This window comes from Neobacillus sp. S1115, assembly GCF_055385565.1.
The window spans coordinates 5,482,025-5,507,625 of sequence record NZ_AP038275.1 but is presented as its reverse complement, the minus strand read 5'-3'; the positions used below and the strand labels follow the sequence as shown (position 1 = coordinate 5,507,625).

The following is a 25,601-nucleotide window of genomic DNA, read 5'->3' as shown; positions in this document are numbered from 1 at the left end:
AGCATGGAATGGTTAAATCAAATCCCCGACTTCCTGCTTATCCTGGCGCGGATTATCTGTTTTTTCATCACTGTACCGGTGTTTATGATGAGAACAATTCCGGCACCCTTTAAGATTGGACTGTCGTTTTTCATGGCCGTCATTGTATTCATTTCCGTGGAACCGTCACATGCACCACTGGCTTTTTCAGGCGTCTATATCGTGCTGCTTATTAAAGAATGTTTGGTAGGTTTGGTGCTTGGCTTCATCGCATCGATTCTCTTTTACGCCATTCAATTGGCAGGCACCCTGATTGACCTGCAGGCGGGCTTTTCAATGGGCGCGGTCTTTGATCCGCAATCTGGTACAAATGCCAACTTAACGGGCAGGCTGAAAAATGTAATGGCGACCCTGTTTCTCCTGTCGATGAATGGCCATCACCTGCTGCTCCAAGGAGTATTGGAAAGCTACCGCTGGATTCCGGTAGATGCGCTTGTGCCTGCCTTTACGGACGGAAGAATCTCAACGTTTATGCTGGAAACTTTCAAAAGCTCGTTTGTGATTGCCTTTTTACTGGCGGCGCCCATCGTGTTTACGTTATTTTTGGTGGATTTGGTGTTAGGAATCATCGGGAAAACGTCCCCGCAAATCAATCTAATGGTGGTCGGATTTTCCGTGAAAATAGGGGTTCATTTTCTTGTCATGCTTGTGGCATTGCCGAGCTTTTTCCTATTGCTCAATACGTTGTTTTCAGAAATGGTGGAATCACTCAGCCAGATGATCCGCATCATGGGGGCGTCATCATGAAGGCCAAGGGTTCATTTTACCTGACAATAGATTTGCAATTTTTCTCAGAGGAAAAAACGGAAAAAGCGACCCCGCAAAAAAGAAGGGAAGCGAGAAATAAAGGTCAAGTGGCCAAAAGTATGGAGCTTTCTTCGTCTTTGATGCTTGCTGCCTTTTTCTTATTTCTTCTTATTTACGGAAAATATCTAGGGACTCAGCTGCTTTTTCTGTTCCGCGAACTTTTTTCTTCCTATTTAATAGGAGAGGTGTCACCGGCTGGCATCGATAAGCTATTCGCAGACCTGACCATGCTTTGTTTTAAAATCGTCTTGCCGGTGTTGCTCGTCTCGTTCGTAGCGGCGTTATTTTCAAACTACATCCAAATCGGCTTTTTATTTACAACGGAAAACCTTAAATTCAATTTGAAAAAATTAAACCCCGTCGAAGGGGCGAAACGCATTTTTTCGATGCGCTCGTTGGTGGAGCTGCTGAAAAATATCCTGAAAATCACCTTGATTGGTGGCGTTTCCTACTGGCTTTTAAAAAAAGAAATAGGAACCATCCTGCAGCTTTCGCAAATGGGAGCCGGACAAATGATTTCCTATCTGTTTACCTTCATCATCAAACTAGGGCTGATTACTTCTATTTTATATGTCGTCATCGGAGTGGCCGATTTTATTTTTCAAAAATATGACCATGAAAAGAAGCTGCGAATGTCGATTAAGGAAATCAAGGATGAGCATAAAAAGAGTGAAGGGGACCCGTTAGTAAAAGGGAAAATCAGAGAGTTGCAGCGGGAGATGTCGATGAATCGGATGATTCAAGACGTACCAACTGCGGATGTCGTCATCACCAACCCGACTCATTATGCGATTGCGATTTCCTATGATGCTGCAAAAGCATCGGCCCCGATAGTCGTGGCCAAGGGTGTCGATTTCATGGCGCAGAAAATCAAAGAAATTGCTAAAGAAAATGGCGTTATCATGACAGAGAACAGGCCGCTGGCGCGGGCGTTATATGCAAACGTGGAAATCGGTGAGGAAATCCCGGAGGACTTATTTAAAGCGGTGGCTGAGATTCTCGCCTATGTGTACCGGTTAAAAAGAAAATTCTGAAGAAAGAAGGTGAAGAGATGAAATTTAAAGATATTTCCGTGCTGCTTGCGGTATTGCTGATTGTCGTTATGATGGTCATTCCATTGCCGCCATTTCTCTTAGATATTTTGCTTATTATCAATATCTCGTTATCGATCACAATTTTATTAGTAGGAATGAATACCAAGGAGCCTTTAGATTTCTCTATTTTTCCTTCTCTCTTACTGATCACGACTCTTTTTCGCTTGGCGTTGAATGTATCGACAACCAGGGCTATTTTGTCGCATGGGCATGCAGGCCAAGTTGTGGCTACCTTCGGAGAGTTCGTTATCGGCGGGAATCCTGTGATCGGTTTTATCATCTTTTTAATTCTGATTATTATCCAGTTCCTCGTTATTACGAAAGGCTCTGAGCGGGTCGCAGAGGTAGCGGCGCGCTTTACCTTGGATGCGATGCCGGGAAAGCAGATGAGCATTGATGCCGATTTAAACGCCGGACTCATCAGCGAGAAGGATGCCCGGGCGAGACGTGAAAAGGTCGGGCAGGAAGCGGATTTCTACGGGGCCATGGACGGTGCCAGTAAATTCGTTAAAGGCGATGCGATCGCCGGTATCATTATTCTGTTTATCAACGTTATTGGTGGCTTCATCATCGGGATGACGATGATGGGGATGGATTTTGCTCAGGCCGCAAGCACGTTTACCCTGCTTTCTGTCGGGGACGGTCTTGTCAGCCAAATACCGGCCCTGCTCATTTCAACAGCAACCGGTATTATCGTGACCCGCGCAGCCTCAGATGGTAATCTTGGCGATGACTTGACCCGCCAGCTATTTGCCTATCCGAAGCTGATTTATGTGGTAGCCGGCTGTATCGCCTTATTCGGTCTGGTGACGCCAATCGGTATCTTGTTGACTTGGAGCATTGCCGGTTTGCTTGCGTTTGCTGCATATAAAATGCAAAAAGCGAAGGAAAAAGAGGAAGAAGCGCAGGAGGAGATCAGTGATACTCCTCCTGCGGAAGAAAATAGTCCGGAGAATGTGCTTAACCTTCTTCATGTCGATTCACTTGAATTTGAGTTTGGCTTAGGATTGATTCCATTAGCCGACACCTCCCAGGGCGGGGACATTTTGGATCGCGTGATTGCGATTCGTAAGCAGGTCGCGTTGGAATTGGGGCTGGTCATTCCGATTATTCGGATTCGCGATAATGTTAATTTGGAGTCCAATGAGTATGTCATCAAATTAAAAGGAAACGAGATTGCTAGAGGGGAAATTTTTCTAAACCATTACCTGATGCTGTCGCCGGAGGATGAGGACCATGACATTATGGGAATTGAAACGACTGAGCCGACGTTTGGTCTGCCGGCTTTATGGATTCAGGAGGAGATGAAGAAGAAAGCGGAGATTTTCGGATTTACTGTTGTCGATGCTTCATCCGTAATTACTACCCATCTCGCGGAAACGATCAAGCGGTATGCCCATGAAATTTTGGGAAGAGAAGAGACAAAGCAGTTGCTTGATAAGGCGAAGGAACATTACCCATCCTTGGTGGAGGAATTGGTTCCGCAGCTGTTATCGGTCGGGCAAGTTCAAAAGGTTTTGCAAAAGCTGTTAAAAGAAAAAATCTCCATCCGGAACCTGCCAGTTATTCTTGAGACGCTTGCCGACTGGGCCGTTTTTACAAAAAATCCGGACTATTTGGCCGAATATGTGAGACAAGGACTCGCACGGCAAATTACCGGCCAATTGGCCGTCAATAAAATGATTCAAGTAATTACGGTGAATGCCAATGTGGAAAAGGTGATTTCTGAGAATGTTCAGGAAACGGAGCAAGGCGTGTATTTGACGCTGGACCCACAAACGATTCAGCAGCTTGTTCATGCCATTAATGATACTGTACAACAGGTGGTTAACGTGGGAATTCAGCCAATCATCTTGACTTCCCCGGCGATCCGGATGTATCTCAAACAAATTGTCGAGCGGATTAATGCCGATATGCCCGTTATATCGTTTAACGAGCTGGAATCTGATGTTGAAGTGCAAAATATTGGTGTCGTTCATTTTCAACATGCTGGAGTGGTTGCCTAATGAAGATTAAGAGATATATAGTCGATTCCCTGCCGCAGGCGATCCAGCTGATTCGCCAGGAGCTGGGCGAGAATGCCGTCATTCTAAACACAAAGGAAATCAAAACAGGCGGGTTTTTCGGTCTTTTTCAACGAAAGCAGTTAGAGGTGATTGCTGCTTCGGAGGTGGCAGAGAAGAAGGCTGAAGAGCTGCCGGTGCCAAAACAGCCGCAAGCGGAAGAATCGGAAGTGCTGAAACGGTTGGAGAATGTGGAGAAGCTGCTGGAGAATTTTTCGAAAAATGAAGCACTTGTGGAGTCTAAACAATCGGGCCAAAAGCTTCAGAAATGGCTTGCCAAGTTAGAGGAGCAGGAAGTTGACGAGGAAGTCATCCGTTTTATTGAAAAGAAAATCATCACACAATCCTCTTCGTTAGAGGAACTAACCGAACAACAAGTGGGGGAAATGGTCCAAGATGCCATAACGGGACTGTTTCAGGACGGTATCGCATCGGAAGGGTTGGATTCTGAGGTCAACATGATTACGCTGATCGGCCCGACAGGGGTTGGGAAAACGACAACGATTGCGAAGCTCGCTTCCAGGCAAGTGTTATATCAGCGCAAAAAAGTCGGCCTTTTAACCGCAGATACGTTTCGGATTGCAGCAGTGGAGCAGCTGCGGACCTACGCAAATATCTTAAATGTACCGATTGAGGTCGCTGATAGTCCAGAACACGTGAAGCTTGCAATGGAGCGTCTAGAGCATTGCCAGATGATTTTTATGGACTCAGCAGGCAGAAATTATCTGGAGGAGCAATATATCGAGGAAATGAATGAGCTTCTCTCCAAAGCGTCCAAGCAGGAAAACCACCTTGTGCTCAGCATGACCACTAGATGGAAAGATATGAAGCAGATTGTGGAAAAGATGAAATCGCTGCAAATCGACAAGATTATCCTGACGAAGTGGGATGAAAGCACCTGTTTTGGGGCGGCCTTAAATTTTGTTTATCACTACCCCTACCCTTTATCTTTCCTTTGTTTGGGTCAGGGGGTTCCCGAGGACATCATGCTGGCAGAGGCGCAATATATGGCGAAAAAGATAATGGGAGTAGATGAACGTGCAGGATCAGGCGCAGAGACTGAGAGAATTGTATCAGCGTTTTAATGGCAGGGAGCAGGAACCAGCTGCTGAATCGGCGATAAAGGCCCGTGGTGGAGCAGCATCCGAAGCGGCAATTTCTGCCCGGCGCAGAATAACACCAATAACAGATGCAGTTCCACAACACGAAAAAGCAACAAAGGTCGTATCCGTCACTAGCGGCAAGGGCGGGGTCGGTAAATCCAATTTTGCATTAAACTTTGCCCTCAGCCTGAGCGAATCCGGACAAAAGGTGGTCCTAATTGATTTCGATATTGGCATGGCGAATCTTGAAATTTTACTGGGAATGACCCCGAGGCACCATCTCATCGATATGGTGAAGGAGAAAAAAAGCATCTGGGATGTCCTTGAAAAAGGCCCGAACGGACTAGAACTGATTTCCGGCGGGAGCGGCTTTGAGGAAATTTTGGATTTAAGCCATGATAATGCCGATTATTTATTTGCCGAACTTGGAAGGCTGCAGGGGTATGCCGACATTATCCTGTTTGATACAGGAGCGGGCCTTTCCAAGGAGTCGCAGCGCTGCCATCTGGCGGCGGATGAAATTATTTTAGTGACGACGCCGGAACCGACAGCCATTACAGATGCTTATTCGGTGATAAAAATTCTCCATCACCAGGATTCGAGCTTGAACGTTCGGTTAGTGGTCAACCGTGTCGCCAATTCCAAGGAAGGAATTGCAATTGCAGGCAGGGTACGGACGGTGACGAAAAGATTTTTAAATAAAGAGATTGAGATTCTTGGGTTTATGCCGAATGATTCCCTTGTATTTCAATCCGTTCTCGAGCAGACGCCATTTTACCTGAACTATCCGAAATCTCAGGCGGCTAAGTGGATGAAGGACATGGTGAATATTTATTTGCATGGAGATGGCGGTAAACGCCAGGCAGCCACCGGAATCAAAGGGTTTATCCAAAAGATGTCTCAATTTGTGGTAAAAAAGTAAACAGTATCTAGGGGAGAGGAGGAGGTACCGTTGAAGCAGCAGCATGAAGAAGAGTTATTTAATCGCTATTTGCCATTAGTTTATAAAATCGTCAAAGCTATGAAAAGAAGCCTGCCCCGCCATGTTGAGGAAGACGAGCTTGTTTCGTTTGGAATGATGGGCCTATTGGATGCTTTCCGGAAATACAGCCAGCGTGACAATATCAAGTTTGAAACCTATGCGACCCAGCGGATTCGCGGCGAAATTTATGACGGACTGCGTCGAAACGACCCGCTGTCACGGACATTGCGGAAAAAAGAAAGAGAAGTTATGAAAGCCTTCGAAACATTAGAACAAACGCTGTTCAGGCAGCCAACCCTAAAAGAAGTCAGCGAATTTCTAAAGATGAGTGTGAAAGAGTGCAAGGATATACTTACGCAGGCTTCTTTTGAAAAACAAGCCTCTTTGGATGAGCCGGTTGAGAGTGGGGAGGAAACTGTTCTCAAAAGGGATTTTCTTTCCGATGATTCCGTTGTTGACCAGGCAAAGCAGGTAGAAGAGAAAGAGCGCAGCCAAATCCTCTCCTCCCTCATCGATGAGCTGCCCGAAAAGGAAAAAATAATCATGTCCCTTATTTACGAAGAAAACTTAAGCATGAGCGAAGTTGGCAGAATCCTTGGCCTACACAAATCACGAATCTCCCAACTCCACTTAAGAATTATAAAAAAGCTAAAACTAGCTTTTGAAAAGGAGTATAACTGATGCATGGGGACGGTTCTTGTGCCTCAGTGAGGCACAAGAACCGTCCCCATGCATCGATTTTTATATGAAAAATAGGAAAAAAGGCTCAACGGGGATTGGAAAACGGCCGTTATTAGTATTATTCATAGAATTTTTTATATAAAAATCGTAAGTAAGGGGATTAGGTTACAATGGCTTTAAAAACGAAAGAGAAGGATTTCAGGGTCAACATCCATTTTCCGTTGGAATCTGAACTGACTCTTATTAATGTTGAAGCAAATTTGGAGAATGTCATCGTCATCGTCGAGAACGTAGGCCCAGGAGGGTTGAGATTTATTTCAAACTTACACTTAAGGAATGATCAAGAAGTCATTTACTCCCTTAACTCAGATGTATTAGAAGACAAAATCCTCCTCCCGGGAACTGTCATCTGGAAAGAAGAACTGTCAAACGAGCTATACCAATACGGCGTCCACTTCAACACACCTGAAACCACACGTTCCTACCTGAACAAACTGCTAGGGGCCTAACCCCTACGCCATCAACGCAATAAAGCGCCGGGTCAGGCACCCTGCGCTTTATTGCGTTAAACTTAAAAAATAAGAGATGACGTAGAAACGTGTCGAAAGTTGTGAATTGCTCTTATATAAGTAATTTTCTATAATAATAAGTAGAAATATGTCGATAGAACTATACGAAAGGGTCTTTATCCATATCCATGGTACTATATCTATTGAATAATACCTACTATTAGGGCGTGATACGTTGAAAACGGTACTAGTTCTGTTCTTATTTTATTATCCATTAGCTATGGGAGTAGTGTGGATTATTGGCAGTTTAATATATTTTGTAAAAAAAGAGCGAAATCAGGATTTTCCAAATTATCGTGATGAGGAATTACCATTTGTGTCTTTATTAATCCCTGCTTATAACGAGGAAAAAACAATTGAAGAAACCATAAACTATGCTTCACATTTGAATTATCCCCATTATGAGGTAATCGTCATCAATGATGGCAGTAAAGATCGAACACTTGAAATTTTAAAATCATTATTGCATATGAATCCAAAACTACGTGTCGTAAATGTTGTCGACAATAAAGGAAAGGCTAATGCCTTAAAACAGGGCGTTCTAGCTTCTAAAGGGGAGTTCATTGCAACCATTGATAGTGATGCCATCCTGGATAAGGATTCCCTAAGATATATTATCCCTCATTTTATCACCCCGCATAATGGGGAGAGGGTCGGTGCTGTAACCGGTAATCCTCGAATCAGAAATCGGACAAGCTTGCTTTCTAAAATTCAACTAGTTGAATATTCCAGTATTATTGGGTTGATCAAAAGGACCCAAAGAATAATTGGGAAAGTGATGACCGTGTCCGGTGTTTTCGTTGTTTTTCGCAAAAAAGCATTGTTGGACTCTGGAATGTGGGATACCGATTTAATTACTGATGATATAGGCGTAACCTGGAAGCTGCAAAGAAGGTTTTGGGATGTCCGTTATGAACCAAGGGCTCTTTGTTGGATGCTGGTTCCTGAGACAATCAAGGGGATTTGTAAGCAGCGATTGAGATGGACACAGGGTGGAATTGAAGTAATCTTGCGTCATCGAGACATCTTTTTAGACTGGCGGCAGAGAAGGCTTTATCCAATCTATATTGAACAGGTGTTAAGTATCCTATGGTCCGTTATTTGGTTTATTTCGACTATTATTTTTTTATACCGAGCTATTTTTCATCAAAATAATTTAATCCCTATCATGTGGATTGGAAATTATCTCTCGATTATTTGTTTGCTGCAATTTCTGGTTGCTCTCTTTATTGAAAGCAGGTACGAGAAAAGGATTTTAACCTATTTGTTGTGGGGCATTTGGTACCCGATCATTTATTGGCATATCAATGCATTGTTAGTTATCATGGCACTGCCTAAAGGAATTAAAATTTTAAAAGAGAGTAAAAGTGAATTTGCTACCTGGGAAAGTCCAGATCGCGGACTTCACTTATAAAGAAGAAAGGAGAAGCCCATGATTATTCATTTAAATAGGTCTAAAGCAAGAAAGTGCTTTGATATTCTATTAACCATTTTTGGCTGGCTTTTTCTTTTAATATTTCTTTATTATTTTATAATCCACTTTGGTTCGGAATTTAGTCTAAGATTTTATCGGCTGAGTATTACTAATGCTAATGCTATTGTGAACTTTACCATTTTGTACAGTGGATTAATTACGCTGTCATTATTATGGTGGAGTACCTATAATAAACGGAAATATGGTTCATTAAGAAGAAGGACTTTTCCCCAGCCCACCCGTAATCATGATATTGCTTCCTATTTTCAATTAACAGAGGAAGAGATTGAACGAGTTCAAAATGATAAGTATGTTGAGGTTCGTTAATTTTAGTTTCATAGAGTGTTAAACTGGAGAAAAGAAAAGGACCGTTCAACTGAAACGGTCCTTTTCTTTATGAATGTGCACTTTGAACAAGTGGATTCGACTTCAGTTTCGTATAAACGATGAAGCGCTGTGGTGCGTTCCCGATAAAATGAAATGGATAGCACGTCGTTAATGTTAGTGTTTCGTAATCGGTTGGAACCGCTATGGTTTCATCTGCCGCGTCCACGATTTTAAATCCGGTCGTTTCGTAGATAAAATCGCCGTATGGGGTCGTGAACGTAATGTCATCCCCGACTTTTAAGTTTTCCAGTTTTCTAAAAACAGTGTCCCGGTGGCCGCTTAAAATCACGTGCCCGCCCTGGCCAGGAAGCGTACTTCCCGCCATATGGCCAACCCCCATTTTCAGTTCGTTGTCATGTGTTCCTTGAACAACAGGATAACTTAAATTAAGAGAAGAAATGGATAGTTCTCCTAATTTTGAACCCGGTTCAGGCAGGGTTGGCCATGCCTCCGTGTTAAATTTCCTGGCGCTTTGCTCAGGCTTATAAGGCTTGATGACGGTTTTCGCTAATAGAGCCGTTTCCTTTGTCATTTCCCAGCCGAAGAATCCAATCGTTGCTGCCCCTGCGATGATGAGTAATGCGGGAATTCCAAGTAAAATCCATTTCACTCTATTTTTCTTTTTTTTCCTGGAAGGTTTCATGGCTTAAGCTTGACTCTCCATTCTGCGGATCGTTCTCATAGCAGGTACAAAAGCAATTCCGCCTAAAACAATTAAGAGACCGCCAATCGCCATGCCAAGTGGAAGATCTGTAGCTGTTTCTGGTAATTGAGAAGCCGGCATTGGAACAAACTTTCCAGATGCTTCAAGGCTTTTCTTCGCTTCAACTGCTGTTTTCAGTGCAACAAGCTTCGTGTTTAAAGCTGATGCAGTGAAATCAGATAGTTTTGGATCAATCACGGCTAATAGGTTGCCGTTAAGGTCCTTCACTTGAATGTTTAATGTCTTTGCATCTTTTAGGCTAAGCTTGCTTAAATCAATGGCTTGGCCGTTTTTATCCACAAATGCCACCTGTAAATGCGCTTTTTGGGCGCTGTCTAAAAATAGACGGCCAACCTCTGCACGGTCTGCATCTGAAAGATTTTCAAGTGAAACTGATTGTAATTTTGCTGCAGCTTGTTCAGCATTCTTCACAATATCATTGAATTCGCTGTCTGTAAGATTAACAGATTGCAGATAAGCATATAAATAGTCTACTTGATTCAAACCTAATGCCTTCAATGAATCTACCAATTTTTGAGCTGAGTCAGTTGTAGCAGCAGATGCTTCGGTCAATGCAATAGGGCTAAATGCAGACAAAGAAAGTCCTAAAGCCGCAACGATTGCTCCTTTTTTCCAAATACTATGTACCATTATCCTATCATTCCTTTACAAAACATTATGATAAATAATAACATATTTCGCCAAAATAATCCATTTGTCCCATATTAATTTTTTGTAAGAATTAAGATTTATTCGGATGGGTCGAAAAAAACCATCCCCTCTTCTCGTATTGTTCTATTAATTTATTTTAAAGTAGAATAGAGTAAATACGATTCTCTTGAAAGGTGGCGTGAAGGTTGAAGCAAACGGTTTATGTGACGAAGAAACTGCCGGAAGAACTCTATGGGAGGCTTTCAAGTCAGTTTGAGGTAAGAATGTGGGGAGAAGAAGAAACCCCTGTCCCAAGGGAGACCTTATTAAAGGAAGTAGCAGAAGTTGATGGCCTTTATTGTTTTATCACGGACACAATCGACAAAGAGGTCTTCGAGCAGGCAAAAAAGCTTAAGATGGTTAGCACCTGCTCGGTTGGCTATAACCACATTGATGTCCAGGCTGCAGCTGAAAAGGGTGTCAAGGTTGGGTATACACCGGGTGTTCTTACGGAAACGACTGCGGATTTGACGTTTGCTTTATTGATGGCCACAGCACGGAGAGTTGTGGAAGCATCCGACGTGTTACATAACGGCAAGTGGGGTTCATGGTCCCTCATGCAAATGACCGGACAGGACATATACGGCGCGACCATCGGCATTATTGGTTTGGGGCGGATTGGCGAAGCACTCGTAAAAAGGGCGAAGGGTTTTGATATGAAGGTTCTTTACCATAGCCGAACGCGAAAGCCGGAAAAAGAGGCGGAGCTTGGTATCGAGTACACAGACCTCAAAGGCTTGCTGCAACAGTCTGATTTTGTCTGCCTGATGCTTCCATACAGCGTCGAGGTGCATCATCTCATTGGTAAGGAAGAATTAGCCTTGATGAAAAAGAACGCGATTCTTATTAACACTGCCCGTGGTGGGATTGTCGATGAGGATGCCTTGTACGATGCTTTAAAAAACGGAGTCATCTGGGGTGCTGGCCTCGATGTCTTTGAGCAGGAGCCTGTTTCGCTTGATAATCCCTTATTAACCCTGCCAAACGTAGTGGCGCTACCGCACATTGGCAGCGCCAGCGTTCAGACGCGCCTGGGAATGGCCCATATGGCGGCTGATAATTTAATTCATGTGTTAAATGGGAATGTGGAAAAAGCGAACGTTATCGGGAATTAATTTTAGAAAAGGAGGACCTTCCAGAGATCCTCCTTTTCCCTATTTAAAAGCATTTACCCCTTCGTTTTGCGCCTTAGAGGAGAATTTACTTTTATACATCTCCTGATCAGCGATTTCCAGGATTTCATCCAGTGTAACCGGCGTACCCGGCTTATAGTGGTAAAACCCATGGCTGGCGGAAATCTTGTACGGCTTTTGTCCGGTCTGGTTCATGGTCTTGAACGCATCCTCGATATTCATCCAAACCTGCTCGACATTTGCTATGTCTTTTTCAAGAAATACAATGATGAATTCGTCCCCGCCGAGACGGAATAGGATATCGTCTGATTGAATATGCCGGCTTATCTCCGCGCAACATGTCCTGATCAGGTCGTCACCAATCGCATGACCCAAGTGGTCATTGACCTTTTTCAGTCCATTAATATCAATGAAGCAAAGGATAAACTTGCGGGAATTTGTCCCGGTACTTAACTCTTGGCGCAGCATCTCGATACCGGTGCGGCGGTTCCGCACCCCTGTAAGCACATCGATGGAAGCGTGCTCCATAAGCTCCTGTTCCTTTTTCTTGATGTCGGTAATATCGGTAGTGTCAATGAGGACACAGGTTTCATCATGATAATCCACCAACTCAAAATGCAAAAGCGACCATTTCTTTTGACCGGGAGCAAGCTGCTGCTCGGTCACGTAATTTTTGACACTTTTCTCCTCATACAACCGTTTCATAATATCTTGTCTTTCAGCGGGATTGCCAAACAAGAAACCAGCATCGAGAGCAGCTAATTCTTTTCCCTCCAGTTGATAGTAGTGGATAGCCTGCTGATTGACCAGCTGGATTTCATTGTCCAGATTAATAAGGATCAACGGATTTGGATTCCGCTGGAACAAGCGGCGGAAGCTCTCCTCGTTTTTGGTTAACTTCCTTTTGTTAAAAAAATCATTTTTTCGAAATCTGTAAAAGGTTAGAGCAATTGTAAACGCGATTACGGCGGCTCCGGTTGAATTGACAAGATTTAACACGAAAGAATAATTAATTTTTCCCAAAAAGGCCAGTACGGCGATAGAAATGAGATGGGCGCCGAGCATCATCGTGAGCATGTGCTTTGGCCGGATGGGAAAAATAATCGCAGCCGCAAATAAAATAATCAGATAGGCGTAGATGTTTCCAGTGTTCAGCTGGCTGTTAATGGATGACACGGCTCCAATCAGCAGATACAGCGAAATATAGGAATTTACAATGAAGCTTTTGGAAACCGTGCGGCGCTTACTGTGCCGGTATAGCATGATGAATACAAGGGAGATGACCAGACCAAATAGATGCACCACTTTAAGGGTCCATTTAAAGGCAGGCTGATTGAGATTTTCCAAAAAGAAAAAGTCAACAATGAAAAAGCATGGATAGGTGAAGATGAGCATATAGGAAACGAGCTTTAATCTCTCAAAGAGGATATCGTAGTTTGATTGTTGAAACTCGCGGTCAGGAACGGAATTCTTTTGCAGTTTTATAGTATTTTTCTTCAAGTCAATCATCCTTTTTCCGCCAAAATCCATTTTTTCCAATGTAGTGTATCATAGGTATGGGGGCCTGTCCACGCAACATTTAAACCATTTTTAAGAGCCATTTCATTTAAAAAATGCCATTTTCAGAGTATTATGGATTTAGTACATATTTTTCAAAAAATGAATAGGAATGGAGTGAGCAAAATGAAAGCAGTTGTTCATGCGGACAAGGCTGGTATTGAAGGGTTAGCCGTTCGGGAAATGGAAGAGTTGCAACTGGGGGTTGGAGAGGTGCGGGTGAAGCTGAAAACAGCAGGGCTAAATCATCGTGATTTGTTCGTGCTGGTGCGCCACAAGCCGACAGACCCGCCGCTCATCATCGGATCGGACGGCGCCGGTGTGGTTGATGCGGTCGGTGAGGGAGTTGTTGATGTCAAGGTCGGCGATGAGGTGCTGGTCAACCCGAGCCTTGGCTGGATGGAAAAGAGCGATGCACCGCCGACTGGGTTTGAAATTCTTGGTCTTCCATTCCATGGAACCTTTGCTGAGCAGGTAGTCGTTCCTGCCGATAACGTTGCTTTGAAACCTGGCTATTTAAGCTGGGAGGAGGCAGGTGTGCTGTCATTGGCAGCCTTGACTGCATACCGAGCATTATTTACACAAGGACAGGTTCGCGAAGGAATGAAGGTGCTTATCCCCGGCATCGGCAGCGGCGTCGCGACCTTATTGCTGCAGTTTGCCAAAGCGGCTGGCGCGACTGTTTACGTGACTTCCCGTTCTTCGGAAAAATGTGCGAAGGCACTCGAACTTGGCGCGGATAAAGCGTTTGACAGCAACGAGGACTGGGAGCAGGCGCTTGGCGGTGAAAAAATGGATCTTGTCATCGAATGCGTCGGTGCGGCAACCTTTAATAAGTCATTGAAGCAGCTCCGCCCGGGTGGAACGATTGTGACTTTTGGAGCATCGGCGGGTGATGTCGTCGAATTCAACCTGCGCGACTTTTTCTACGGCCAGTATAAGTTGTTTGGGACCACATTGGGGAGCGGAGAGGAATACAAGGAAATGCTTAAGTTTGTAACGAAGCATGAAATTAAGCCAGTTGTTGACCGGATGTACTCATTAAAGGAGTTCGGCTCGGCCTTCGAGCGGATGGAAAAGGCGGAGCAGTTAGGGAAGATTGGGTTTTATATTGGATAATATTTTAGTAAAGTGCCTGGTACCAGCCTTTTGTGCGGTAGCAGGCATTTTTTTTGAAAAAATAATACCTGTTTTGGAGCGTTTAAAGGCGTTTGGCGGATAAAATCATAAAATCGGCGGATATTTATGAAGTTTGGCGGATATTATCGAGAAAATGGCGGATAACCTGAAGAGTTAGGCGGATACCTCTTGGAACTCGGCGGATTCTTAATCAGTAGGATCATAAAAAAGAACGGGTCCAAGAACCCGTCCCATTAACTATTTAACCACAGCCCCAACTCTACGCTCCACAAACCGCTGCATTCGCTTTAAAGCTTCCTGCAGCTGTTCCATCGAAGTTGCATAGGAACAGCGGATATAGCCTTCGCCGCTTTCGCCAAAGGCATTGCCTGGTACAACGGCGACTTTTTCCTCTATCAGGAGCTCCTCAGCAAACTGCTCGGAACTTAGGCCGGTCGCCTTAATTGATGGGAACACATAAAAGGCCCCGCCTGGAATATGGCAGTCCAGCCCGATATTGTTCAATGTGTCCACTACATAATTTCGGCGGCGGCGATAGCTGTTTCGCATCGCTTCAACCTCATGGTATGTGTTGCGCAGTGCTTCAATCGCGCCGTGCTGAAGCATATGCGGCGCGCACATGGTCGTGTATTGGTGAATTTTTAGCATATGCCCGACAAACTCAGCAGGAGCAGCCAAGAATCCCAGCCTCCAGCCTGTCATCGCAAAACCTTTGGAAAAACCATTTATTAAAATTGTCCGCTCATACATGCCTTCTATCGCAGCGAAGCTTGTAAATTCCTCGTCATAGGTTAGTTCTGCATAAATTTCATCGGAAACGACAAGCAGGTCATGTTTTACGATCGTCGCGGCGATTTCCTTCAAATCTTCACGCGTTAAAGCCGTGCCGGTTGGATTGTTTGGCGAACAGATTAAAATAGCTTTTGTTTTTTCTGTGATCGCCGCTTCGATTTGCTCAGCCGTGATTTTAAAACCGTTTTCAGGTGAAGTGGATACAGGGATCGGTGTCCCGCCCGCCAATGCCACCAATGGTGCGTAAGAAACAAACGACGGTTCAACGATAAGGACTTCATCGCCAGGGTTTACAATCGCCCGAAAGGCAATGTCGATTGCCTCGCTCGCCCCAACAGTGACGATAATTTGGTTAACGGGATTATATTCCACGTTAAAGCCTCTCTGTAGATAGGCTGCAATTTCCTCACGCAGCTCCAGCAAGCCGGCGTTTGCCGTATAGGAGGTGAAACCTTGTTCGATGGATAATATCGTTGCTTCACGCACGTTCCAAGGAGTGATGAAATCCGGTTCTCCGACACCTAGCGAAATAACGCCCTCCATGCCGGCGGCCAAATCGAAAAATTTCCGTATTGCTGATGGCTTAAGTTCTCTAGCTGTATTTGACAGATATTTCGAAATCTCATTACTCATGGTGTAACCACCATTCTGCGGTCTTTTTCGTCGCCGCTGTCAAAACAAACGCCATCATGCTTGTATTTTTTCAACATGAAATGAGTGGTTGTAGAAACAACACTTTCAATTGGCGATAATTTTGCTGAAACAAAGGAAGCGACTTCGTGCATTGTTCTTCCTTCGACAGTAATGGATAAATCGTAGGCACCTGACATCAGATACAAGGATGATACCTCAGGAAAACGGGCGATTCTTTGAGCGACTTCGTCAAATCCTACCCCGCGCTTTGGTGTGACCTTTACGTCAATCATGGCAATAGTATGTTCCTGCCCCTCAACCTTGCTCCAGTTGATCAATGTTGGGTAACTCATGATGACTTTTTGCTCTTCTAGCTTTTTGATCGTGTCGCGGACTTTCTCCTCGCTGCTCATGACCATGGACGCGATGGTCGCCGTTGAAATTTTGTGGTTCTCTTCAATGATTTTCAGAATTTCAATTTCTTCACTATTAAGCTTCATAAGGGGGTACCTCCTAAACTAGCTAAACTTAAAAAATCCTACCTATGATTTTAATCCTTCTCTGCATGAAAGTCACTCCCAAATACTGTTATACAACAAATATATTGTGCTAGCACAAAAAAAGCCCACTCCAAAAGGCGGGCTGCCTGTTCTTATTAAATTACTTGCTTATTCCACTGAAATGAACACATCCGGAAATCCGGCATTTTTAATGGCGTTCATCCCCTCTTCGGCATTTTCGCGGCTTGAGAAGGCCCCGGCCTGAGCCCGGTACCAGGTTGTCCCGCTGATCACAACAGTATCGACAAACGCTTCGAATCCTTTCGACTTCAACAGTGCCACCTGCTTGTCCGCATTGTCTTTGCACTGGAAAGATCCTGCGATTACTTTGTAAAGTGTGCTGGTGCTGGGCGGTGGGGCAGAGGCTGATTTTGACTGTAAATTAAAAGCCTTGGCAAGCCCGTTTGCATGGCCTTGAGCGACATCTTGGCGCCACGATGACTGTTTCATTAGCGCGGCATCATGCGCATTTGTAATAAAGCCGTTTTCCGATAGCATTGCCGGCATGGCCGATTCGCGGAGGACATGGAAGTTGGCCTTTTTCATTCCGCGGTCAAATAGTTGGTTCATTTTTACGACTTCCCCATGGATGATTTCGCGGTACTTTGCCGTTTGCGAGGAATCTGACAGGCCGTTATAAATATAATCCTCATATCCTTGGGCAGCGCTTGAAGCGGAATTAATGTGGATCGACAAATAATAATCGGCCCCCCAGACATTTGCCTCGTTCGTCCTTGCCTTCAAGCCTTTCGAGATATCGCCTTCCCGGCTCATTTTTACTTCAACATTTTCAAATTGATTGATTAAAATGCTGCGCAGTCTAAGCGAGATATCGAGCGTCACATCCTTCTCATTCAAACCATTGCCCTGGGCGCCAGGGTCGGTGCCTCCGTGGCCTGGATCAAGATAAATTTTCACTTATTCACCTCCATTCTGAACTTTACCTATATCTTATGAAAAAAAGTTGGACAAGGTTCGGGCCGGTGTCTGCCAGCTGTTTACCCTCTCCATCTTTTATTTATAAAAAAAGCCCCCAAAAGGGCAGGCTGTGGAAATAATTATTTTGTAATCCTCCATTGTAAAAAAGAAGAACCCTTTTATAAAAAGGGCTCAAAACAATCTAATCAAACGTTTGAAGAGGAAATATGCTTTCAGTTTTGAAAAAATCAGTAAATCAATCAACTCTTATGGCTTCCAATTAGATAATGCAAACTATGAAAATAGGGGAAACTACTGCTCGTTTTCCCCAAACGTTTAATTAGCGGTAAATTCCTTAATATGGAATATCCTTTTGGATACTATCCAAATTTTGAATCGAGAAATTCACCATCCGTTTATACAGGTTTAAAACCGACTGACCATACGTGGTTCCCGGTACAGCCCACTTGCCGTTTAAGGAGGTCCATGTCGGGGCAGAACCCCTATTGACAAGATGGAAGCGAGGGTCCACTAATGGGTATTGGTTTGGCAGTGGGTTCGTGGTTGCATAGGCGAACAAGTGCTGCAGGTGAGCGATTACCCCTTCTTCAGGTGTTTGGAAGCTGGCACCTGGATTGTTGGGCCCGGTTGCTCCGATGCCGGCGAAGTTGTCCTGCCCCGGCTTGACGACGCCGGTGAATCGGAAGAAGTTTGTCTCGTGAACGGCCTGTGCAAACGCGACGTCTCCGCGAATTCCGTAATATTCGCCATATTTTAAATAAAGGCTTCCCAAATCAGGTGCGCTTGGATTGACTGTTTTTACAAATCGGTTCATATGCTCTGGCGATACGAAAGTTGGTCCGAAAATTGAGTTAATAGATGACTCTTGGACAGGGGCGCTCGGGGTTTCGCTGACTATGTCAGAGCGACTGCTTGAGTCAGAATCGCCACCTAATGCAGTACCATTATTCGGGTCAGCGGTGTCGGATGGGGCGGATTCACTCGCTTCATTAGTGACACTATCGGTACTAGAACCGGCATCTGGACTAGGAACGGTATCTGGATCAGGAGCGTTATCTGGACTAGGAGCAATATCCGCAGAATTGCTGTCAGTCGCCCCAGAATTATCCGTTGTGCTGCTTGTTCCTTCTGCTGGGCTGGCAGCCATTCCTCCGCCTCCTTCGATAATAATGAAGGAATCATTAAATCCGGCAATTTGCACGACTTTCAAGCGCTGTTCGGCGTTTTCACGGTTTGCAAATGCTCCAACCTGAACGCGGTACCACGTTCCACCAGAAATAGTCGTGGTTGCCACAAAGGCATCAAATCCCATGGACCGAAGTTTGGCGACGCGCTCGTCTGCATTTTCTCTTGATTTGAAGGAACCGGAATAGACTTTGAAGAGGGTTCCGGACACGGGAGTTGACGGCGCAGGCGCTGGCTGAGGGGCAGGAGCAGGTGTTGGGGCGGGCGCTGGCTGCGGCGCTGGTGCAGGATTGTTTTTTCGAACAAGATTAAAGGCTGCGGCAAGACCGTTCGCATGGCCTTGAGCTACCTTCTGCCGCCACGCATCTTGCTTCATTAGCGCTGAATCATGAGCGTTAGAGATAAAGCCATTTTCCGTTAAGACGGCTTCCATATTGGACTCACGCAGCACATGGTAATTGGCCTGCCTCGTGCCGCGGTCAATTAACTCGTTTACTTTCATTACCTCTGCATGAATGATACCTTGGATCTGGGCTGTTCGTGAGGACCTAGAAAGGCCGTTATAAATATAGTCCTCATAACCTTGGGCGGAAGCGCCCGCTGAATTGATATGAATTGACAGGTAAAAGTCTGCGCCCCAAGCATTCGCCTCGCTTGTCCGGGCACCCAGGCTTTTGGTGATATCACTTTCACGACTCATTTTGACCGATACATTTTCAAACTGATTGACTAAAATGGAGCGCAGCTTCAATGCAATATCCAAGGTGACATCCTTCTCATTTAGACCGTTTCCTTGAGCGCCAGGGTCGTTTCCGCCATGCCCCGGGTCTAAATAAATCTTCATTTCATCTCCTCCATTTCACTTATTATCATATATATCCTATGGCAAGAGTTTGAATTGGTTCGGGCCTAGTACATTGTGCTTATGTTCCTGACTTTCTGGGCAAGGAGTACTTTTTGTAAAGTTTTTTGGAAAAAGGCTAAGAAACCGAAAATGGGGCATCATTTTTTTAATAATGGTATAATACATAAGTCACGTGAATCTTATATAAGGGGAAATGAATGATGATCCTTGTTGTAGGCGGCGCAGGTTATATTGGCAGCCATCTTGTGAAAGAACTAGTTGAAAAAGACGAGGTAGTCGTATTGGACAACCTGTCTACCGGCCATCGCGATGCCGTTGACAGCCAGGCGATTTTTGTAAAAGGCGACCTTGGCAATGAAGAAGATTTGGACATGATTTTTCATAGTTATCCGATACAGGCCGTGATGCATTTTGCGGCAAACAGCCTCGTTGGTGAGTCAGTCGTCGACCCAATGAAATATTATCAGAACAATGTTGCTTCTACTTTAACTTTATTAAAAGTTATGATGAAACACAATGTCAAAAACTTTATTTTTTCATCCACAGCTGCTACATACGGGATTCCGAATGTGGACATCATCAATGAAGCAACGCCAACGGCGCCGATTAATCCGTATGGCCATTCAAAACTAATGATCGAGCAGATTTTGGCTGATTTTTCAAGAGCCTATGATTTACATTATGTTGTACTAAGGTACTTTAATGCTGCAGGAGCACATGAATCTGCTGTGATTGGGGAAAGCCATGATCCTGAAACACACTTGATTCCGATTATTCTACAGCAGCTGCTGGGTCAGCGGGAAAAGATTTCTGTTTTCGGTTCCGATTACGATACCGAGGACGGCACATGTATCCGTGATTATATTCATGTCACCGATTTGGCTTCGGCTCATATTCTCGCACTTGAAGCGCTGTTATCTGGAGAGAAAACGGCGGAAATCTACAATCTTGGCAACGGGCTCGGATACTCCGTTAAAGAAGTAATTGAAACGTGCGAACGCGTAACAGGCGTGAAGGCCAATGTCGAAATGGCTGACCGCCGCGCCGGCGACCCAGCAAGACTCGTAGCCTCTTCCGATAAAATATTCAACGAACTCGGCTGGAAAGCAGAACGCAACCTAGAACGCATCATCGCCGACGCCTGGAACTGGCACCAGGAGCAGCGATACTGATGCATGGGGACGGTTCTTTTGCCTCATTTTAAATAGAACTAGCACCATCAAATTAAAAAAGTCCAATTCGCATCGATTCAGCGGATTGGACTTTTTGCATATTAGCGTTTTTTAATGCTGTAAAAAGGCAAGCTGGATGAAGAACAGCACCGCAAAAACATAGACAAGCAGGTGTACGTCACGCCCTTTTCCTTTCACCAATTTTAACAGCGGATAGCTGATAAAACCAAGGGCGATACCAGTTGAAATGCTCGAAGTGAGCGGCATGGCCAAAATCGTCAAGAAAGCAGGGAACGCTTCCTCAAGCTCGCTCCAGCGGATTTGTGCAATGTTCCCCATCATCAGGCTGCCGACAATAATCAACGCCGGAGATGTAATCGCCGAAATCCCGGATACAGCACCGACTAGCGGCCCAAAGAAAGCGGACAAGATAAACAGAACGGCAACCGTAAGAGTGGTCAAGCCAGTCCGGCCGCCGGCGGCAACCCCGGATGTTGACTCAATATAGGCCGTGGTTGGGCTTGTCCCAAACATCGCCCCAATTGCTGTAGCCACGGAGTCAGACAGCAAAGCGTGACGTGCCCGAGGCAGCTTGTCACCCTTCATTAATCCCGCCTGGTTTGCAACCCCGACCATCGTTCCGGTTGTGTCAAAAATCGTTACTAAAATGAAAGAAAAAACAACCGCGTAAAGGCTGTGATGAACGACATCGCCAAGCGCTGTGATGGGATTGGCGACCATCAACCCTTCTGGAAGTGAAGGGAAGGATAGGAAACCTTTATCAAAAGAAAGCTGTCCGGTGAAAAAGGCAACAATTCCAGTGATAATCATCCCGAAAAATAAAGCCCCGTTCACTCTTAAAACCATAAGGATAAGAGTAACGGCTAATCCTAAAATGGTTAACAGAGCAGATGCTGAATGAAGATCGCCGAGACGGACTAGATTGACTGGGTCCGCGACGATGATTTTGGTTAGCCGCAGGCCGATAAAAGCGATAAACAGACCAATCCCGGCAGTAATTCCATGCTTCAGATTCTCCGGAATGGCTTCAATTAATTTTTCCCTGAGGGGAGTTAATGACAAGATGACAAAAATAATACCGGCCACAAAAACAGCGGCAAAGGCGGTAGTGTAGCTGATGTGCTGACCGCCAACGACGGAATAGGCAAAGTAGGCGTTCAGCCCCATTCCTGGCGCGATGGCGATTGGATAATTGGCGAACAGCGCCATCCAAAGACAGCCCACAACAGTAGCTAAAATAGTGGCAGTGAAAACCTGATCAAACGGAACGCCCGCATCAGCAAGAATAACCGGGTTTACCACGACGATATACACCATCGTGAAGAAAGTAGTGATCCCCGCAAGCACTTCTGTTCTCATGTTTGTACCATTTTCTGTAAGTCTAAACATCTTAGTTCCTCCAAAACACGAACGATATAATAAATACTTTATAATATTATTCGTATTTAAATAAACTTGCAATAGGTAATTTTATATTTCCCATACATTTTAATGATTATTATAAGGCTGGAAACAAAGGTGTCAGTAACCGTCCGTGGACAAATGTCCGCTCAGGGTGGACACTTGTCCCGGCGGCGCCTGGTCTAAATTGCTACTATTTGGACGTGTTAAGACATATTCTTTGATATATAGGCTTTTCCATCGTAAAGGAGTGCATCATGAGGAGAAGAAATGTACCAGTAAAAGGGCTGTTTATGGGGATTTTGTTGATAGCTGCGGTTTTGATGCTGGTGAGATGTGTTTTTGTTTCATCGGACCAGCAGGCAGCGGCTGTGGTGAATGAGTTTTATCAATATGAGCAGCAGGGTGATTTCGCTAGTTCCTGGGCGCTGTTCCATTCCGAGATGAAGAAAAGATTTGGCAAAGGCGCCTATATTCAGGATCGCGCCCATGTATTTATGAATCATTTCGGGGTTGAAACATTTACCTATACACTTGATGGTGCTGAGAAACTGGATAAATGGGAAATGTCGAAAGAAGGACCTGCCTTCAAAAATGTCTACAAAATCCTCGTTACCCAAACCTATAAAGGAAAATACGGAAACTTTGATCTCAAACAAGAGGTCTTCGCCGTCAAAGAAAAAGAAAAATGGTGTATTCTTTGGGATTACAATGGTCAGTAATAGATGGTGTCAGGCACTGCTCGTGGACTGTGTCCGCCTCAGGCGGACAGTTGTCCCGGCTGTGCCTGTATTGCTGTTGAGGTTTGTCCTTTAGTTATGGAGGAAACTAATAGATGTTTCCAGAATTAAGAACAATAAATAAATATAAACAATATACTGGAGGCTTGAATGGGATACATAGAAGATTTACGGAAACTTGTTGGAACACGGCCGCTGATATTGGTCGGCGCATGTGTAGGGGCACTCGATAACCAGGGAAGGCTTCTTCTCCAAAAAAGATCCAACGGAATGTGGGGGCTGCCTGGTGGTTTGCTGGAACTAGGTGAGTCAGCGGAAGAAGCGGCAAGACGCGAAGTATTCGAAGAAACGGGAGTCGAGATTGGCGAACTCGAGCTGGCCGGGGTCTTCTCGGGAAAGCAGTATTTTGTTGAGCTGCCGAATGGCGACCAATTCTATCCCGTCACGATTGCATACAAATCAAAAGATATTAAAAACGCAAATATCAAAATTGATGGACATGAAACACTAGATGCTGGATTTTTTGACATCGGAAATCTCCCAGAAAAGACAAGCCCGTTAGTTGCTAGCATTATTAACACGTTTGGATGATGCATGGGGACGGTTCTTATGCATCATTTCTGTTGCGTACAGTCACCCTAATGCACCACCCATGCGCCATAAGTTTTAATGAACAAAGAGGTGAGGATATGTTAGACAAAATTAAAGGTGCCCTTTTCGGTCTGGCCATTGGCGATGCAATGGGCGGCACGACGGAATTTTTGACAAGGGATGAAATTCGCAGAAAATATGGGAAGGTGACGGAGATCATTGGCGGCGGAGTCTGGAACCTTGAAAAGGGAGAAACCACTGATGATACGGCCATGGCCGTGGCTGTTGCAAAAGGAATCCTAAAAAAACCAGAAAACCCAATCGAATCGATAGGGGAAGAATTTTTAAAATGGTATGCGACAAACCCTAAAGATATCGGAAATATCATTCGTGCGGTTTTAAGTACATACGGCGGGGGCAGTTGGGCAGTCGCTGCCGAGAAAGCCCATAACCACTATCTTGGCAGGAAATCCGCGGGCAATGGCACATTAATGCGCTGCCTGCCTGTCGCATTATCCTACCGGGACCTCGAAAAGGTTGAAGAGGTGACAAGGGAACAATCTAAAATGACGCACTATGACTCCTTAGCCGACGAAGCCTGCCTTATTTATAGCAGGATTGCCTTTCATGTCCTTCGAGGCGCAGGGCTGAAGGAGGCCATCCAAGTTGAAATTAAGGGAACCATCTATGAGCCTGCCTTAAATGGGCAAAGGCCAACACCTCCGCCGGATGGTTTCGTTGTAAACACCATGCATTGGGTTTTATACTGGCTCCTCAACAGCGAATCCTTCTTGGATGTTGTGATAGGCGCTACTAACGAAGGTTATGATACCGACACAGTCGCCGCTATCGCAGGCGGACTGGCAGGGTTAGCCTGTGGCTATAAAGAGCTGCCAACAAAGTACTGCGATGTATTGCTTGAAAAAGCAGAACTCGAGGAATTAAGCCTAAAGCTTTATGAACTTGTAAAATAAAAAAGGGTGATGCAAGGGAACCGTCCCCATGTATCACCCTTCTCTAGGTCTCCTTCTAAAAAAAGATCCTCTCGACCAGCCAAACTGCTCCCAATACAAAAATCACAATCGACCCGTAGCGGATGATTTTATCAGAGGCTTTGAGCTTGAACATGTATGTTAACACTGGCAGCAATAGCAGGACAATCCCTAGCTGGACAATCTCGATGCCGATATTAAAATTAACGAGCGCCGCAGCCAAACTGCTTTTTGGAATATTCATTTCCTTTAAAATCGAGGCAAACCCGAGCCCATGAATTAATCCAAACAGGAAGGTGATTCCCCAGCGCCGCTTGATATCTTTACGGAGAATGTTTTCAATCGTCACATAACAGATGCTGAAGGCAATCACGGCCTCGACAAACCGGGAAGGCAGTGTCACAATTCCTAAAACAGCCAGGCTAAGCGTGATGCTGTGGGCAAGTGTAAACGACGTGACAATGGCTGCATACTGCTTGAAGGTTTGCTTTCTCAACAGCAGGGCAAATAGGAATAATAGATGGTCGTAGCCAGTTAGGATATGTTCCATCCCTAAGGTGAAAAAGGAAAACCACGATGAATGCCCCCCTCCCCCAGCTGAGTTCTCTCCAACGGATGGTTCGGGAGCAGCATGTCCATCCTGCTGCTGTTGTTGCTGCTGAGTTTCCGCTAGCAGCATTGCCCATTCGCGGTCTTTTCCGTGTAAGACTGCTTCACTTACTTGTCCATTATATTTAACTGCCAAAAAATTATTATAATAGGCAGCGTTTTGCCCTTGATAAAAAATCCCGTCTACCAATTTAACCGTTTGGCCAACCGAAAAGGCAGGATATTTCATTTGCAGGGTAACGACGACCTTATCTCCTTTTTGTTCCAGCTTTAGACCCTGCAGCTCACCCTTTTGCTGCTTCCCATCCGCCTCAACAATGAGACTATCCTCAACCCACTCTTCCAACCTAAATTTGATGTCTTCTAGTTCTTCTTTACTCAGGGTGCTGTCATCATTCTTGTCACCACCGACTCCTTCAATGACGGATAGCGTATCAATCGAATAAACTAACTCTGTTTCGTCCTGTCCCAGGTTAATAGTAGTAAATGCAGCACTTAACGCATGGGCGTATCCAATGCCAGGTATGGTAAACAGAATTATAAAAAGCAATAATCCAAACCTATTTTTTAATAAATTCTCCACTTCTTAAATTCCTCCTGAACGGTGTCATTCCTATTATAAGAAAATTGCCGAAAAATATCGCATTTTTTTACAATG

24 protein-coding genes are annotated in these 25,601 nt (G+C 44.8%); 15 read left to right on the top strand and 9 right to left on the bottom strand.

Annotation, left to right across the window (positions count from 1 at the left end; all coding sequences use genetic code 11):
• Window positions 1-3: 3 nt before the first annotated feature.
• From fliR to pgaD, 9 genes are all read left to right on the top strand, one after another.
• The gene (gene fliR, locus ACZ5B7_RS27020; protein ID WP_464491658.1) at window positions 4-786 is read left to right on the top strand and encodes a flagellar biosynthetic protein FliR; all 783 of its coding nucleotides are present in this window, start codon (window positions 4-6) and stop codon (window positions 784-786) included.
• A complete protein-coding gene (gene flhB / locus ACZ5B7_RS27015) occupies window positions 783-1,880 on the top strand; it encodes a flagellar biosynthesis protein FlhB (protein ID WP_464491657.1) in 1,098 nt (365 codons plus the stop codon). The genes fliR and flhB overlap by 4 nt, the downstream gene beginning before the upstream one ends.
• Window positions 1,881-1,897: 17 nt before the next feature.
• The gene (gene flhA, locus ACZ5B7_RS27010; protein WP_464491656.1) at window positions 1,898-3,946 is read left to right on the top strand and encodes a flagellar biosynthesis protein FlhA; all 2,049 of its coding nucleotides are present in this window, start codon (window positions 1,898-1,900) and stop codon (window positions 3,944-3,946) included.
• On the top strand, window positions 3,946-5,088 hold the full coding sequence (gene flhF, locus ACZ5B7_RS27005) for a flagellar biosynthesis protein FlhF (RefSeq protein WP_464491655.1): 1,143 nt from the start codon (window positions 3,946-3,948) through the stop codon (window positions 5,086-5,088). The genes flhA and flhF overlap by 1 nt, the downstream gene beginning before the upstream one ends.
• Complete coding sequence (locus ACZ5B7_RS27000) at window positions 5,042-6,028, top strand: MinD/ParA family protein (RefSeq protein ID WP_464491654.1); 987 nt, start codon at window positions 5,042-5,044, stop codon at window positions 6,026-6,028. Before flhF ends, ACZ5B7_RS27000 begins: the two co-directional genes overlap by 47 nt.
• 30 nt (window positions 6,029-6,058) lie before the next feature.
• On the top strand, window positions 6,059-6,769 hold the full coding sequence (locus ACZ5B7_RS26995; protein WP_378585877.1) for a FliA/WhiG family RNA polymerase sigma factor: 711 nt from the start codon (window positions 6,059-6,061) through the stop codon (window positions 6,767-6,769).
• A 170-nt stretch (window positions 6,770-6,939) separates the two neighbouring features.
• Window positions 6,940-7,278, top strand: a complete 339-nt coding sequence (locus ACZ5B7_RS26990) for a PilZ domain-containing protein (protein WP_464491653.1) — start codon at window positions 6,940-6,942, stop codon at window positions 7,276-7,278.
• 235 nt (window positions 7,279-7,513) lie between these two features.
• The gene (gene pgaC, locus ACZ5B7_RS26985) at window positions 7,514-8,752 is read left to right on the top strand and encodes a poly-beta-1,6-N-acetyl-D-glucosamine synthase (protein WP_464491652.1); all 1,239 of its coding nucleotides are present in this window, start codon (window positions 7,514-7,516) and stop codon (window positions 8,750-8,752) included.
• Window positions 8,753-8,770: 18 nt separating this feature from the next.
• Window positions 8,771-9,139 (top strand): poly-beta-1,6-N-acetyl-D-glucosamine biosynthesis protein PgaD, encoded by a 369-nt coding sequence (gene pgaD / locus ACZ5B7_RS26980; RefSeq protein WP_464491651.1) that lies wholly within the window; start codon window positions 8,771-8,773, stop codon window positions 9,137-9,139.
• Window positions 9,140-9,206: 67 nt separating this feature from the next.
• Here pgaD and ACZ5B7_RS26975 read toward each other — a convergent pair whose 3' ends face one another.
• Together ACZ5B7_RS26975 and ACZ5B7_RS26970 are read right to left on the bottom strand one after the other, a co-directional pair.
• Window positions 9,207-9,842 (bottom strand): class D sortase, encoded by a 636-nt coding sequence (locus ACZ5B7_RS26975; protein WP_464491650.1) that lies wholly within the window; start codon window positions 9,840-9,842, stop codon window positions 9,207-9,209.
• A gap of 3 nt (window positions 9,843-9,845) precedes the next feature.
• Window positions 9,846-10,553, bottom strand: a complete 708-nt coding sequence (locus tag ACZ5B7_RS26970) for a cell wall anchor protein (protein WP_464491649.1) — start codon at window positions 10,551-10,553, stop codon at window positions 9,846-9,848.
• A gap of 206 nt (window positions 10,554-10,759) precedes the next feature.
• On the opposite strand from ACZ5B7_RS26970, the gene ACZ5B7_RS26965 reads away from it, so the two are divergent.
• Window positions 10,760-11,728, top strand: coding sequence for a 2-hydroxyacid dehydrogenase (locus ACZ5B7_RS26965; RefSeq protein ID WP_464491648.1), 969 nt, complete (start codon window positions 10,760-10,762; stop codon window positions 11,726-11,728).
• Window positions 11,729-11,767: 39 nt separating this feature from the next.
• On the opposite strand, the gene ACZ5B7_RS26960 is transcribed toward ACZ5B7_RS26965, so the two are convergent.
• Complete coding sequence (locus ACZ5B7_RS26960) at window positions 11,768-13,246, bottom strand: GGDEF domain-containing protein (RefSeq protein WP_464491647.1); 1,479 nt, start codon at window positions 13,244-13,246, stop codon at window positions 11,768-11,770.
• A gap of 183 nt (window positions 13,247-13,429) precedes the next feature.
• On the opposite strand from ACZ5B7_RS26960, the gene ACZ5B7_RS26955 reads away from it, so the two are divergent.
• Complete coding sequence (locus tag ACZ5B7_RS26955; RefSeq protein WP_464494583.1) at window positions 13,430-14,422, top strand: zinc-binding dehydrogenase; 993 nt, start codon at window positions 13,430-13,432, stop codon at window positions 14,420-14,422.
• 258 nt (window positions 14,423-14,680) lie between these two features.
• Here ACZ5B7_RS26955 and ACZ5B7_RS26950 read toward each other — a convergent pair whose 3' ends face one another.
• The 4 genes from ACZ5B7_RS26950 to ACZ5B7_RS26935 form a co-directional block, all read right to left on the bottom strand.
• Window positions 14,681-15,868, bottom strand: a complete 1,188-nt coding sequence (locus ACZ5B7_RS26950) for an aminotransferase (protein ID WP_464491646.1) — start codon at window positions 15,866-15,868, stop codon at window positions 14,681-14,683.
• Window positions 15,865-16,368, bottom strand: a complete 504-nt coding sequence (locus tag ACZ5B7_RS26945; protein ID WP_464491645.1) for an Lrp/AsnC family transcriptional regulator — start codon at window positions 16,366-16,368, stop codon at window positions 15,865-15,867. Before ACZ5B7_RS26945 ends, ACZ5B7_RS26950 begins: the two co-directional genes overlap by 4 nt.
• 168 nt (window positions 16,369-16,536) lie before the next feature.
• Window positions 16,537-17,346 (bottom strand): N-acetylmuramoyl-L-alanine amidase, encoded by an 810-nt coding sequence (locus tag ACZ5B7_RS26940; protein ID WP_464491644.1) that lies wholly within the window; start codon window positions 17,344-17,346, stop codon window positions 16,537-16,539.
• A gap of 355 nt (window positions 17,347-17,701) precedes the next feature.
• Window positions 17,702-19,396, bottom strand: coding sequence for an N-acetylmuramoyl-L-alanine amidase (locus tag ACZ5B7_RS26935; protein ID WP_464491643.1), 1,695 nt, complete (start codon window positions 19,394-19,396; stop codon window positions 17,702-17,704).
• A gap of 221 nt (window positions 19,397-19,617) precedes the next feature.
• Between ACZ5B7_RS26935 and galE the strand changes: the two genes are divergently transcribed.
• Window positions 19,618-20,589 (top strand): UDP-glucose 4-epimerase GalE, encoded by a 972-nt coding sequence (galE, locus tag ACZ5B7_RS26930; protein WP_464494582.1) that lies wholly within the window; start codon window positions 19,618-19,620, stop codon window positions 20,587-20,589.
• A 111-nt stretch (window positions 20,590-20,700) separates the two neighbouring features.
• Here galE and ACZ5B7_RS26925 read toward each other — a convergent pair whose 3' ends face one another.
• Window positions 20,701-21,999 (bottom strand): NCS2 family permease, encoded by a 1,299-nt coding sequence (locus ACZ5B7_RS26925; RefSeq protein ID WP_464491642.1) that lies wholly within the window; start codon window positions 21,997-21,999, stop codon window positions 20,701-20,703.
• A gap of 269 nt (window positions 22,000-22,268) precedes the next feature.
• On the opposite strand from ACZ5B7_RS26925, the gene ACZ5B7_RS26920 reads away from it, so the two are divergent.
• The 3 genes from ACZ5B7_RS26920 (at window position 22,269) to ACZ5B7_RS26910 (ending at window position 24,316) form a co-directional block, all read left to right on the top strand.
• A complete protein-coding gene (locus ACZ5B7_RS26920) occupies window positions 22,269-22,733 on the top strand; it encodes a hypothetical protein (RefSeq protein WP_464491641.1) in 465 nt (154 codons plus the stop codon).
• 168 nt (window positions 22,734-22,901) lie between these two features.
• On the top strand, window positions 22,902-23,342 hold the full coding sequence (locus ACZ5B7_RS26915; RefSeq protein WP_464491640.1) for an NUDIX hydrolase: 441 nt from the start codon (window positions 22,902-22,904) through the stop codon (window positions 23,340-23,342).
• Window positions 23,343-23,440: 98 nt separating this feature from the next.
• Window positions 23,441-24,316 carry an ADP-ribosylglycohydrolase family protein gene (locus ACZ5B7_RS26910; RefSeq protein ID WP_464491639.1) on the top strand — a complete coding sequence of 292 codons (876 nt, stop codon included), beginning with the start codon at window positions 23,441-23,443 and terminating at the stop codon, window positions 24,314-24,316.
• A 55-nt stretch (window positions 24,317-24,371) separates the two neighbouring features.
• Here ACZ5B7_RS26910 and ACZ5B7_RS26905 read toward each other — a convergent pair whose 3' ends face one another.
• Window positions 24,372-25,526 (bottom strand): HupE/UreJ family protein, encoded by a 1,155-nt coding sequence (locus ACZ5B7_RS26905; RefSeq protein WP_464491638.1) that lies wholly within the window; start codon window positions 25,524-25,526, stop codon window positions 24,372-24,374.
• Window positions 25,527-25,601 lie beyond the last annotated feature (75 nt).

Coding starts and splice junctions, on each gene's coding strand:
- ACZ5B7_RS26955 (WP_464494583.1), top strand. CDS start 13,430: ATGAAAGCAGTTGTTCATGCGGACAAGGCTGGTATTGAAGGGTTAGCC.
- flhB (WP_464491657.1), top strand. CDS start 783: ATGAAGGCCAAGGGTTCATTTTACCTGACAATAGATTTGCAATTTTTC.
- pgaD (WP_464491651.1), top strand. CDS start 8,771: ATGATTATTCATTTAAATAGGTCTAAAGCAAGAAAGTGCTTTGATATT.
- ACZ5B7_RS26990 (WP_464491653.1), top strand. CDS start 6,940: ATGGCTTTAAAAACGAAAGAGAAGGATTTCAGGGTCAACATCCATTTT.
- ACZ5B7_RS26945 (WP_464491645.1), bottom strand. CDS start 16,368: ATGAAGCTTAATAGTGAAGAAATTGAAATTCTGAAAATCATTGAAGAG.
- galE (WP_464494582.1), top strand. CDS start 19,618: ATGATCCTTGTTGTAGGCGGCGCAGGTTATATTGGCAGCCATCTTGTG.
- ACZ5B7_RS26935 (WP_464491643.1), bottom strand. CDS start 19,396: ATGAAGATTTATTTAGACCCGGGGCATGGCGGAAACGACCCTGGCGCT.
- ACZ5B7_RS26920 (WP_464491641.1), top strand. CDS start 22,269: ATGAGGAGAAGAAATGTACCAGTAAAAGGGCTGTTTATGGGGATTTTG.
- ACZ5B7_RS26925 (WP_464491642.1), bottom strand. CDS start 21,999: ATGTTTAGACTTACAGAAAATGGTACAAACATGAGAACAGAAGTGCTT.
- fliR (WP_464491658.1), top strand. CDS start 4: ATGGAATGGTTAAATCAAATCCCCGACTTCCTGCTTATCCTGGCGCGG.
- ACZ5B7_RS26950 (WP_464491646.1), bottom strand. CDS start 15,868: ATGAGTAATGAGATTTCGAAATATCTGTCAAATACAGCTAGAGAACTT.
- flhA (WP_464491656.1), top strand. CDS start 1,898: ATGAAATTTAAAGATATTTCCGTGCTGCTTGCGGTATTGCTGATTGTC.
- ACZ5B7_RS26970 (WP_464491649.1), bottom strand. CDS start 10,553: ATGGTACATAGTATTTGGAAAAAAGGAGCAATCGTTGCGGCTTTAGGA.
- ACZ5B7_RS26910 (WP_464491639.1), top strand. CDS start 23,441: ATGTTAGACAAAATTAAAGGTGCCCTTTTCGGTCTGGCCATTGGCGAT.
- ACZ5B7_RS26915 (WP_464491640.1), top strand. CDS start 22,902: ATGGGATACATAGAAGATTTACGGAAACTTGTTGGAACACGGCCGCTG.
- ACZ5B7_RS26975 (WP_464491650.1), bottom strand. CDS start 9,842: ATGAAACCTTCCAGGAAAAAAAAGAAAAATAGAGTGAAATGGATTTTA.
- flhF (WP_464491655.1), top strand. CDS start 3,946: ATGAAGATTAAGAGATATATAGTCGATTCCCTGCCGCAGGCGATCCAG.